The following is a 9,952-nucleotide window of genomic DNA, read 5'->3' as shown; positions in this document are numbered from 1 at the left end:
GTTCCCTTTTCACGTGTCGCGCCCAATGATTTGAATCTACCAAGCTTTTGGGTGGCGCGTAAGTGCCATGGCCGGTTCACGCCACGATGTGGCCTTGCGACGCCCCCCGCGTCCCCAACAGGCTGGCCCCATGGAGGACTTCGCGATCGACCCGACGATCCGCTGCGCACCGGAATCACTGCTGGTGGTGGCAGCGCACCCGGACGACATCGAGTTCTGTGTCAGCGGCACCGTCATGCAGTGGATCGAACGCGGCACCCAGGTCACCTACTGCATCGTCACCGACGGCGACGCGGGCGGTTACGACCCGAAGCTGCCCCGTCAGGCCATGGCGGATCTGCGCCGTGCCGAGCAGATGCACTCCGCGAAGCTCAGCGGCGTCGCCGACGTCCGCTTCCTCGGCTACCCCGACAGCTTCGTGGACGCCACCGTCGAGCTGCGCCGCGACCTGTGCCGGGTGATCCGCGAAGTACGGCCGCAACGCGTGATCATCCCCTCCCCCGAGATCAACTGGGCCCGGGTCGCCGACCTCCACCCCGACCACCGCGCCGTCGGCGACGCGTCGCTGCGCGCCATCTACCCCGAGGCCCGGAACCCCTTCGCCCACCCCGAACTGCTCAAGCGGGAAGGGCTGGAGCCGTGGATCGTCCACGAGCTGTGGCTGATGACCGGGCCGACCCCGAACCAGTACGTGGACGTCACCCCCGTCTTCGACCGCAAGGTCGACGCCCTGCGCATCCACACCTCCCAGACCGCGCACTTCGACGACCTGGCCGGGCTGCTGCGCGACTGGCTCACCGAGCACGCGGTGGCGGGCGGGCTGCCGGCGGGGCGGATGGCGGAGGCGTTCCAGATCGTGCACATCGACTGACGTCCGCTTCGGCGGAAGGGACAGGACGGGGGCAAGGGGCCGGGAAGGCCGTACGCCCCCTGCCGGACGGCCGGGCGGCACCACCCACCCGGCTGGTCGCAAGTGGGGGCCATGGTCCTCGCACCAAGGTCCGTTCGGCGCGGGAGCGCGCCGCACGCGAGGCGCATGCTGGGCACTGATCGCACCCGGACACCGATGGCAGCCGGGACGCCGTCCCCACCCGCCCTCCGGCCGGCCGCGCCGGCCCGCACCGCTGGAGCCACGACATGAGCGTGCTCACCCTCGCCTCGGACCCCCAGGACGCCCAAGCCCTCGACGACGCGGAGGCGCACCACGCCCGCCTCGCGGGCGAACTGGCCGTCCACGTCAAGACGTTGCTCGCCGCCGTGGACCGTGACCCGGACGGCGACGCCGCCAGGCCGCGCACCGCGCTCGTCTCCTTCTGCGACCGCGCGCTGCTGCCGCACGCCGGGGCCGAGGAGGCCGCGCTCTATCCCGCGGCCCGCGCCATGCCCGAGGCCCGGCTGCTCGTCGAGAGCCTGACCGGCGAACACCGGCGGCTCACCGCGCTCGTCGACGCGCTGCGCTCCACCGCGCCGGACCCGGTGCGGACGGCGGCCGACGCCGGGGCCCTGCAGGTGCTCTTCGAAGAGCACGTGGCGAAGGAGAACGGGCTGGTGCTGCCGTTGCTCGCCATGACGCCCGAGGTGTCCCTGGCGGAGTTGCTCGGACACATGCACCACGCGCTGACGGGTGCCGCGTCGGAGGACTCCGGGGAGGACGGCGAGGGCTCCGCTTCCGGGGAGGACGGCGAGGAGGCGGGGGGCTGCGGCGGGGCGTGCACCTGCGGCGGCGCGGAGGAGACGGCCGAACCCGAGCTGGACGTACGGGAGATACCGCACGCCCTGCGCCACGCCATGGTCCTCGGCGCCCTGGACGCCGTCACGGAGGGCACCGCGATGGTGCTGGTCGCGCCGCACGACCCGCTGCCGCTGCTCGCGCAGCTCGAACGGCGCCGGCCCGGCGCCTTCGCGGTGGAGTACCTGGAGCGCGGCCCCGAGACCTGGCGGCTGCGGCTGCGGCTCGGACACCGTACGGCCGACGCCTCCGACGACTCCGCCGGCCCCGCCCACCCCGACGGCCCCGCCGCCCCCGCCGACCGCTGAACCGCCCGTCGCGCCACCCGCACGAGGAAAGAAGGAAGCCCCGCCATGGACCGCCGATCACTCCGCCGGGCCCGTCTCCTGCTCGGCACGGCCGGCCTGGCCCTCGCGGCCGCCGGACCGGTCCTGATCGTCCGCGGCTGCGGGGGCAGGAAGGAGATCCGGACCGAACTCGCCGCCCAGAAGATCACCTTCCCCCACCACGGGCTGCCCGCCGGACTCGCCTCCCACGCCGGCCACGCGGTGGACTCCGGGCCCGAGGCACACGCGTACGCCCGGTTCATCCAGAGCAACGTCGACCGCGCCACCGGGGGCCGCACGTACGCCGAGATCACGGCGGAGGTGCACGCCGCCGGCGGTGACGACGAGAAGCTGGCCGAACTGCGCCAGATGGCGTTCATGGGGCAGTCGCTGCGCGCGTCGCTGATGTCCGCGTACCAGGCGTGGCACCTGACCACCCTGGTCACGGGGCTGGGCACCGCGCTGACCGGTCTGGGCGTCGCGCTGGCGGTGACGGCGGACGCGATCGCGCCGCGCGGCTCGGACGGCGCCTGAGCCGTACGGACGAGCAGGACGGACCGAGGGGGCTGACGGGCCCGGTGGGCCCGGTGGGCAGGACCATCGTCCCGGCCCGCCGCGGACCATCGGCCGTCACGGCGGCCACCGTCGCGGGTGGAAGCTGACGGCGACCGATCCGGAGGTCTCGCACACCGGCAGCGTCCACCCGAGCGGCTTCCTCCCGCTGAGCGCGGGCAACGTCCGCGAGGAGCCCCTGCCGTCGATCTACCGCACCTCGCCGCTGTTCACCGGCCTCCGCGACCCGGACCGGCTCGGTGGCCGCTGCGGGGCCTGCGAGTTCCGCCGCGTCTGCGGCGGCTCCCGCTCGCGCGCCTACGGCGTCACCGGCGACCCGTACGCCGAGGAACCGTGGTGCGCCTACGTCCCCGGCTCCTTCCCGTACCAGCGCGAACTGGCAGCGCTGGTCGGGTGAGTGGGCGGTCTCGCGGGTGTGGTTGTGTGGGCGGGGAGACCCCCGAGACGACCCTGGGAGAGCCCGCCGATGAACAGCCGCAACCCGCTCGACGTCCACGCGCCCGTGGCCGCGTACTCCCATCAGACGGAGGTCGGCCCGGGCGCGCGCTGGCTGGTGCTGTCCGGCCAGATCGGCATGCGGCCGGACGGCGGGGTGCCGTCCGACCCGGCCGAGCAGCTGGCCGTCGCGCTGGAGAACATCCGCCGTAACCTGGCCGCCGCCGGGATGACCGTGACCGACCTGGTGAAGCTCACCTTCTACCTGGTGGACGAGATCACCCCGGCCGAGCGTCGCAGCGTGATCACCGACTTCCTCGGCGCCCACCTGCCCGCCACAACCCTCCTCTACGTCAGCGGTCTGGCCTCTCCCGCCCTCCGCGTCGAGATCGACGCCTGGGCGGCGGCCGAGGACACGACGACCGCCCCGGGCCTCTGACCCCGGGGCGATCGCCACGGCTGCCGTCGGGCCGCGCCCCCTGATCAGCCGATGGGCACCCCGGCGGCGACCCGTCCCAGGTCGCGCCAGTCGCCGCGGCCGTCGCCGCCGCTCCAGGTCCAGGCGTACACGGCGTTGCTGACGGGGTCGGTGAGGACGTAGTCGGCGTGACCGTCGCCGTCGAAGTCGGCCGGGCCCACCCGGCTCTGGTCGGTGGTGAGGCCGACGGCCGTCCGGCCGAGATCCTGCCAGCCGCCGCGGCCGTCACCGCCACGGTTGAGGTACGCGTGGACGGAGCCGTCCTCGTTCAGGGCGGCGTAGTCGGCCCGGCCGTCGCCGTCGAAGTCGGCGAACCGCACCCGGCTCTGGTCCTTGGTGATGCCCGTGGCGACCTGGCCCAGGACCTGCCAGTCACCCCGGCCGTCGCCACCGCGGTTCAGGTAGACGTGAACGGAACCGTCCTCCTCGATGTGGATGTAGTCGGCCTTCCCGTCGCCGTCGTAGTCCGCGAACCGCACCCGGCTCTGATCGCTGGTGGTACCGGTGGCGACCTGCCCGATCCACTGCCAGTCACCGCGCCCGTCGCCGCCCCGGTTCAGCCACACGGACACCGCGCCGCTCTCCGAGAGGACGATGTAGTCGGCCTTGCCGTCACCGTCGAAGTCGGCGAACCGCACCCGGCTCTGATCGTTGGTGGTGCCGGTGGCGACCTGCCCGATCCCCTCCCAGTCACCACGCCCGTCGCCACCCCGGTTCAGCCACACGGACACCGCGCCGTTGCTCGCGACCGTGAGGTAGTCGGCCCGGCCGTCACCATCGAAGTCGGCGAACCGCACCCGGCCGGTCACACCCGACTCGTTCGCCGCGTTCGGAGGCTTGCCGCCCGTGGCCCAGCCGGAGGTGAACGCCTCGTCCAAGGGCGTGAAGAACGTCCGGGCCATCCGGTCGTAGCCCTTGTCGTTGGGGTGCAGCTCGTCGGCCATCTCGGAGCCGTCCAGGGCCGGGGCGTCGACGAACCGGAACTTGTTGCCGGCCTGCGCCTCGACGCTCTGCAACTGCCGGGCCTGGTCGTTGAAGACCTCCGGCGACAGTTTCAGCCCCTGAGTGGTCGGGACGACGCCCTGCATGATCACGGTGACGCCGGGCTTGTCGGCGTAGATCTGGTCGAGCAATGCCTTCAGCCGGTCTCCGGCATGGCCCGGATCGTCGCTGCGATCCAGGTCGTTGACGCCGATGTGCAGCAGTACGACGTCCGGCCGCGCCCCCGCCATCCACTGGTCGATCCCGTTCCGGATGTCGTCGATCATGTAGCCGGAGTGGCCTTCATGGCTGATGCCCGGAAGCCGGCCACCGACCTGGGACCCGACGAACCGCACGTTGTAGCGCGACTGCCCGGCGGCCAGATCCAGCAGGGGGCGGCGGTACGAGGAGGCAGTCGGGCTGCCGACGCCGGCGGTGATCGAGTCGCCCAGCGGCAGAACCCGCAGGGTCGGTCCGGTGAGGGTCGCGGCGGCGGCCGGGGAGGCGGTGGGGGCGAGCGCGGTGCCGACGCCGACGGCCGCGATGACGAGGCCGAGGCGGATACGTTTCTTCATCATGTCCCTCGTGACGGTGTGGTCGCTTCTTCCGTGGTGGCGCGAGGCTGGGTTCACCGAGAGCGGAGCCCGTCACGGACGGTGTCTCCGCTGAGCCGCGACGGAGCTTATGCCTCGTTCCGCCTCCTGTTGTGTGCACGGCGTGCAGCCTTCCTGCGCCCTGCGTGCACCGGGCCCCGCGCCGCACCGGGACACCCCGTCTCGCCCTCCCCTCGGGCCGGGCCGTCCTACGTTTCCGCTGGGGCCAGGGGCGCGACCGGCGCCCCGAGTTCGCACCACACCGTCTTCCCGCGCGGCCCCGGCTCGACCCCCACTGCAACGCGACCGCGTCGACCAGAGCCAGCCCCCGCCCCGACTCGGCCCCTGCCGCCGCCTCCCGCAGTATCGGCCAGGCGCGCGGGTCCGGATCGCTCACACCGACCCGCAGCCGGCCGGTGTGCGACGACGTCACCCGCACGGTGACCGGCGTCCCCTCCCCCACGTGCCGGATGACATTGGTCAGCAACTCGCTGACGCAGAGCCGCACATCGTCCCCCTCGACCATGTGCCGGACCTCCCCCACCGCCTTGGGCAGCGCGAGGAGTTCGAGCGCGAACGGCAGCCTCATCCGTCGGCCGCCTTCTTCAGCGCCTCGATGAGACGGCGCGCGTTCTCCACCGTGCAGTTGCCCAGCGCGACGAGCGGCGGCCGGACGGTCGCCCCGGCGAGAGTGACGACGTCCACGCCGAGGGAGGGGAGGGTGATGCCGTGCACGGCGAGGGCGGCAGCCAGTACGCCAACGTCTGCCTGGATGTCTTTGATTTCATCGAGCATGAGGGACAGGTCACTTTCGTAGCGCGGTGTGACGGACGCCTCACAGCCTGGAGTCTTGACGGCTACCTTGGAAGCGTTTCCCGCTCCACCACGCGAGGTGCGAAAGGCGGTCCCCGGTGGCTGCACGCAAAGAGATCGACGGCTCTGCCAGCGTCCCGCAGTTCTACGGGAAGGAACTCCGCTACAAGAGGGAGGAAGCGGGCCTGACCTTGGAGAAACTGGTCGACGGCAGCTTCTACAGCATCACCTACCTCAGCGAGATCGAACACGGCCAGCGCCGAATGCCGATCGACCTCGCCCGTCACGTGGACCGCAAGCTGCACACGGACGGCTTCTTCGAGCGCCGCTGCGACGACGTCCGCAAGGCAAAACAGGGCGCGCACGCCGCGTACTTCGCAGCCATCGCGGAGGCGGAGAAGCGCGCGCTGGTAATCGAACGGTGGTGCAACGCTCTCATCCCCGGTTTGCTCCAGACCGCTGCCTAAAAAACGCGAGGGCCGTCATTCGATCCACTCACCCTCTGGACACCCCCGCGGAGGCCCAAGCGAAAATCGACGCCCGGTTGGAACGAGCGCAGATCCTCGATCAGCCGAAGAAGCCCGAGTACTGGGTCATCCTTCACGAGTCGCTGCTGCGCAACAGTGCGCTCACGGCTGCCGAGATGGCCGACCAACTCGACCACATCACCGGTCTGGCACGGCAGGGCCGCATCGTTGTGCAGATCCTCCCGTGGAATGGACCGACGCAGCCCTTCATGGAGCTGTCCATGATGTTCATGGAGTTCGAGGACGAGCCGCAACTCATGTACATGGAGGGTCCGTACCACGGCCAGACGATCGACGATCCGGCCCTCGTGAAGAGGTATCGCAAGGCATACGATCGGCTGAGGGCCGCCGCTTTGCCGCCGGAGGTGTCCCTCGCCCGTATCGAAAGAGCGGCTAAGGACTACCGACATGGCCAGCAACGCCCTGGATCTGACCGCCGCCGTCTGGCGTAAGAGCAGCTACAGCAACGGCGACGGCGGGGAATGCATCGAAGTGGCCGAGGGGTATGCCGCCTGGCACAAGAGCAGCTACAGCAACTCCTCCGGCGGCAACTGCCTGGAGGTCGCCGACGACGCCCCCGGCCTCGTCCCCGTCCGCGACTCCAAGCAGCCCCACGGCCCCGTCCTCCTCGTCACCGCCGCCGCCTGGGCCCCCTTCATCGCCTCCGTGAAGGCGGTCTGAGCTACTTCACGTCGACGTAGTCGGCCGCGGAAGTCGCCGGCGTGGTGGTGGACGAGCCCGCGTAGACGTAGCGGAAGTCGCCGTCCGCCGTGGCCTTCGTCGTCGTCTTCAGGTTGCCCTTGCTGTCCGTCATGACGGTCTTGAGGGTCGTGTAGGCGCCAGCGCCCTTCTTCTTGAACTGGAGGTTGACCGGCCGGTTGCCATAACCGGCGTACTTGAACGTCTCCCAGTTGGCGCGGGTCAGGGCGCCCGTGACGGTGATCGTCTGGTTCTTCTTCACCGGTTCCGGCGACGCGTTGGCGGTCAGCTTGGCGTAGCGCAGGACCTTCACCTTGGCGGCGGAGTCCTTGGTGAAGTAGTCACCGTCGTTGGCCTGGACGTCGGCGCGCACGGCCCAGGTCCCGGCCGTGGAGTTGTCCTGGGGGTGGATGCGCGGATTCATCTTCATCGTGTACGTGCAGGTGGCCGTGGTGAAGCTCTGGCGCACGCACTTCCCGAGAACGTTCTCGGGCACCAGGAGACCGTAGTAGTCGCCGTTCTTGAGGGGCGTGTTCCACATGACCGGGTAGGTGAACTCGGTCCTGATGCCCGAGTTGTCCGTGGCGGTCACCGCGATGGTGAACGTCTTGACGTCCGTGGTCCCCAGGACGATGTCCTTGCCCCCGTTGACGACCACCTTCGTGATCTGGATGTCGCCCGAGAAGACGTCCGCGTGGGCGGCTGTCGGAATCGCGAGAACGGGCAGGACGAGGGCGCCGGCGAGGGCGGTCATCTTGGTGCGGTGGCGCATGAAGCTGTTCCCATGTTCGAGCGCCTCGGGGGCGTCCCGAAGCGCGGCCGACAAGGCCACCCGCCAGGCAGGTGGCACTGACATGACCATCGAGCTGGGCAAGTGGTTGCCCATTCGGTCGCGATGACCGGCCCGAACGCGGTGCGCACGCCACCTTCCGGCCCGACATGTCCCTGTCAGTCGCCGGTAAGATCCCCCTTCGCGACCGTGGAGATGATCATGGGGTGGGTTCCCCATGACCGGTGTCGAGGAGCAGCCCGGACGCGGACCATGGGCCGAGGTATCGGCCGTACGCCCGGCGGCACTTCAGGCCGCCGCCTCCGCGCCCGCTCCGCCGGGGCACCCCTCTCCCGGTCGTACGACGTGAACGCACGCGAGGACGCGTGCGACCGCACACGATGAAGGAGGGGATGCCATGCGTCGTCTCATCGGACTGCTGGCAGCGCTGTGCGCGCTGCTGGTCGGGATCAACACGCTGACCGTCACACCGGCCGGCGCGACGGAGATATCCGAGGACGCCGATGCCGTCGCCAAGTCGTCAGGCCAGAAGTGGGCACTGAAGTCGGTGGTGAACGGCAAGTACGTGTCCGTCGGCATGAGCGAGACCGACGACAAGTACGAGTGGAGTCTGCGGGCTCAGGGCGTCGCCCCGAAGAAGTGGGAGCTCTTCACGCTCCACACCAACCACGCCGCCAAGACGATCGGCCTGCGGTTCATCGCCACGGGCTTCTTCGCTTCCTCGGAGTTCTCGGACGCCGACCCGCGGACGGGGATGCTGCGGGCGCGCGGTGTGCGGCTGGGGCAGTGGCAGCAGTTCACCCCGCAGTACCTGACCGACGTCCCGCCGGCCGGGTCCCCCGCGGGTTCGGTCGTGGTGGCCCTCGGCGCGAAGGAGAACGCCACCGACACGGAGCTGACGTACGTCTCCGCCGACCTGAGCGCGACGGGCGACGGGCTGCTGCGTTCGCGCGCCACCCAGATCGCGTCCTGGGAGAAGTTCGTTCTGGAGCCCGTGGCGAACGAGACGGGTTCGGCCGACGAGTGGGAGGTCCCGCCGGCCGCCACCGCCGCGCCGGCCGGCCAGGTCAATGTGATGACCTGGAACGTCTGCGCCAACGCCAAGCAGTGTGCCTGGAGCGGAGGGCTGGCCGGCTACGCCGAGCTGACCGACGGGATCCAGGCCCGGCTGCACAGCCCCGGCAACGGACAGCTGCCGGACGTGATCTTCTTCCAGGAGTTCTGCGAGAAGCACGCCAAACGCGTCGAGTGGATGCTGGAGAAGCCCGTTCTGGAGGGCGGGACCGGACGCGGCTGGGACGTCCGCTTCGCGCCCATCCACCAGCAGGGGTCCGGCGGGCCGCTGGTCCAGAAGCAGTGCGCCATCACGGACAAGTACGACCAGCCGGTCGCCGACCGCGGTGCGTACGGGGTGGCCATCGCCGTCCCGGACTCCAACGCCTGGTACAAGCGGCACGACCTGCCCTCCCCGTCGTTCGAGAAGCGCACGGCGGTCTGCGCCGTCATGCCGGACCGGGGCCTCGCGGCCTGCTCGGCGCACCTCAGCTCGGGCTACGACGAGGACGACCCGAAGGGCACGTACCGCGAGGAGCAGGCGCGGAAGCTCGTCGAGATCACCCGGTCGTACGAGGACCGGGGCTACCGGGTCGTCTTCGGCGGCGACTTCAACCTCGTACCGCCGTACCCCGAGGCCGATGTGAACGCGGGCGGCCCGAGCACGGCGCTGAACGTGGTCTACGACCGGTACCAGGAATGCGGGCAGGGCGGCGATCCGAACGCGCTGCGCACCGGGAAGCCGACGGCCAACGGGGTCGACGGGCACCCCACCCGGAAGCTGGACTACATCTTCTCGCCGAGGAACGCGCCCGTCTCCGACTGCGCCGTCTCCGCCACCACGGGGAACTCGGATCACTGGACCCTGTACGGGAGCGTGCACCTGCCGAACGGCTGACCGGGCGGTCCGACCGGGCCGGGAGAGCCGCCGGAGCCGTCGGCCGGGCGGGGCGTG

Annotated in this window: 9 protein-coding genes and 2 pseudogenes; 7 read left to right on the top strand and 4 right to left on the bottom strand. The window is 70.7% G+C overall.

The window, feature by feature from the left end; genetic code table 11:
- Positions 1–130 precede the first annotated feature (130 nt).
- The 4 genes from ABZ693_RS06925 (at position 131) to ABZ693_RS06910 (ending at position 3,502) form a co-directional block, all read left to right on the top strand.
- Positions 131–871, top strand: a complete 741-nt coding sequence (locus ABZ693_RS06925; protein WP_359874185.1) for a PIG-L deacetylase family protein — start codon at positions 131–133, stop codon at positions 869–871.
- A 266-nt stretch (positions 872–1,137) separates the two neighbouring features.
- Positions 1,138–2,037, top strand: a complete 900-nt coding sequence (locus ABZ693_RS06920; protein ID WP_359874183.1) for a DUF2249 domain-containing protein — start codon at positions 1,138–1,140, stop codon at positions 2,035–2,037.
- Positions 2,038–2,082: 45 nt separating this feature from the next.
- Positions 2,083–2,589, top strand: coding sequence for a hypothetical protein (locus tag ABZ693_RS06915; RefSeq protein ID WP_359874181.1), 507 nt, complete (start codon positions 2,083–2,085; stop codon positions 2,587–2,589).
- 505 nt (positions 2,590–3,094) lie between these two features.
- Positions 3,095–3,502 (top strand): RidA family protein, encoded by a 408-nt coding sequence (locus ABZ693_RS06910; protein WP_359874179.1) that lies wholly within the window; start codon positions 3,095–3,097, stop codon positions 3,500–3,502.
- Positions 3,503–3,546: 44 nt separating this feature from the next.
- Here ABZ693_RS06910 and ABZ693_RS06905 read toward each other — a convergent pair whose 3' ends face one another.
- The 3 genes and pseudogenes from ABZ693_RS06905 to ABZ693_RS06895 all read right to left on the bottom strand — a co-directional run bounded on the left by ABZ693_RS06905 (position 3,547) and on the right by ABZ693_RS06895 (position 5,910).
- The gene (locus ABZ693_RS06905) at positions 3,547–5,100 is read right to left on the bottom strand and encodes an FG-GAP-like repeat-containing protein (RefSeq protein WP_359874177.1); all 1,554 of its coding nucleotides are present in this window, start codon (positions 5,098–5,100) and stop codon (positions 3,547–3,549) included.
- Between the two features lie 379 nt (positions 5,101–5,479).
- Positions 5,480–5,641, bottom strand: a pseudogene (locus ABZ693_RS06900) (ATP-binding protein); the annotation flags it as partial.
- 59 nt (positions 5,642–5,700) lie between these two features.
- Positions 5,701–5,910: a hypothetical protein gene (locus ABZ693_RS06895; RefSeq protein ID WP_359874176.1), complete on the bottom strand. Its 210-nt coding sequence runs from the start codon at positions 5,908–5,910 to the stop codon at positions 5,701–5,703.
- A gap of 116 nt (positions 5,911–6,026) precedes the next feature.
- Between ABZ693_RS06895 and ABZ693_RS06890 the strand changes: the two are divergent.
- Both ABZ693_RS06890 and ABZ693_RS06885 read left to right on the top strand, forming a co-directional pair.
- Positions 6,027–6,907, top strand: a pseudogene (locus tag ABZ693_RS06890) (helix-turn-helix domain-containing protein).
- On the top strand, positions 6,864–7,136 hold the full coding sequence (locus ABZ693_RS06885) for a DUF397 domain-containing protein (protein WP_359874174.1): 273 nt from the start codon (positions 6,864–6,866) through the stop codon (positions 7,134–7,136). The pseudogene ABZ693_RS06890 and the gene ABZ693_RS06885 overlap by 44 nt, the downstream one beginning before the upstream one ends.
- 1 nt (position 7,137) lies before the next feature.
- Here the strand turns inward: ABZ693_RS06885 and ABZ693_RS06880 are convergent, their stop codons facing one another.
- Positions 7,138–7,926 (bottom strand): calcium-binding protein, encoded by a 789-nt coding sequence (locus tag ABZ693_RS06880; protein WP_359874357.1) that lies wholly within the window; start codon positions 7,924–7,926, stop codon positions 7,138–7,140.
- Positions 7,927–8,341: 415 nt separating this feature from the next.
- Here ABZ693_RS06880 and ABZ693_RS06875 point away from each other — a divergent pair, with 415 nt between their 5' ends.
- Positions 8,342–9,895 (top strand): endonuclease/exonuclease/phosphatase family protein, encoded by a 1,554-nt coding sequence (locus ABZ693_RS06875; protein ID WP_359874171.1) that lies wholly within the window; start codon positions 8,342–8,344, stop codon positions 9,893–9,895.
- Positions 9,896–9,952 lie beyond the last annotated feature (57 nt).

This window comes from Streptomyces laurentii, assembly GCF_040635425.1.
In the GTDB taxonomy this organism is placed as follows: Bacteria; Actinomycetota; Actinomycetes; order Streptomycetales; family Streptomycetaceae; genus Streptomyces; species Streptomyces laurentii.
This window is presented reverse-complemented; position numbering and strand designations above follow the sequence as displayed.

Coding starts and splice junctions, on each gene's coding strand:
- ABZ693_RS06925 (WP_359874185.1), top strand. CDS start 131: ATGGAGGACTTCGCGATCGACCCGACGATCCGCTGCGCACCGGAATCA.
- ABZ693_RS06920 (WP_359874183.1), top strand. CDS start 1,138: ATGAGCGTGCTCACCCTCGCCTCGGACCCCCAGGACGCCCAAGCCCTC.
- ABZ693_RS06915 (WP_359874181.1), top strand. CDS start 2,083: ATGGACCGCCGATCACTCCGCCGGGCCCGTCTCCTGCTCGGCACGGCC.
- ABZ693_RS06910 (WP_359874179.1), top strand. CDS start 3,095: ATGAACAGCCGCAACCCGCTCGACGTCCACGCGCCCGTGGCCGCGTAC.
- ABZ693_RS06905 (WP_359874177.1), bottom strand. CDS start 5,100: ATGATGAAGAAACGTATCCGCCTCGGCCTCGTCATCGCGGCCGTCGGC.
- ABZ693_RS06895 (WP_359874176.1), bottom strand. CDS start 5,910: ATGCTCGATGAAATCAAAGACATCCAGGCAGACGTTGGCGTACTGGCT.
- ABZ693_RS06885 (WP_359874174.1), top strand. CDS start 6,864: ATGGCCAGCAACGCCCTGGATCTGACCGCCGCCGTCTGGCGTAAGAGC.
- ABZ693_RS06880 (WP_359874357.1), bottom strand. CDS start 7,926: ATGCGCCACCGCACCAAGATGACCGCCCTCGCCGGCGCCCTCGTCCTG.
- ABZ693_RS06875 (WP_359874171.1), top strand. CDS start 8,342: ATGCGTCGTCTCATCGGACTGCTGGCAGCGCTGTGCGCGCTGCTGGTC.